Source organism: Shewanella sp. CAL98-MNA-CIBAN-0140 (assembly GCF_040309905.1).
GTDB classification, from domain to species: Bacteria; Pseudomonadota; Gammaproteobacteria; order Enterobacterales; family Shewanellaceae; genus Shewanella; species Shewanella psychromarinicola.
This window is the reverse complement of sequence record NZ_JBEOPI010000286.1, coordinates 1-238: the sequence shown is the minus strand read 5'-3', so window position 1 is coordinate 238 and position 238 is coordinate 1. Positions and strand designations below refer to the sequence as shown.

Genomic DNA, 238 nt, shown 5'->3' with positions numbered 1-238 from the left:
CTTTAGCGTCATCGACTAGTTTTTCAATCATGTCTCGCATATTGTTATTTAGGTCTGTCACTGTATCTTGTAAGTGCTGCTTAATTACTTCAGTTTGCGACTGTAAATGATCAGATGTTGTCTTTAAGCTTTCGTTAGTACGAGCTGTATTATCTGTAAACTCATTACCTGCTGTTTGGATTTCTTTACCAATCTTGTCTGAACTTTCTATCAAACGATCGCCAACACTATTAATGCC

1 pseudogene is annotated in these 238 nt (G+C 36.6%); it reads right to left on the bottom strand.

Annotated elements, in window-relative coordinates:
- A pseudogene (locus AAEY93_RS21100) lies at window positions 1-238 on the bottom strand (hypothetical protein); the annotation flags it as partial.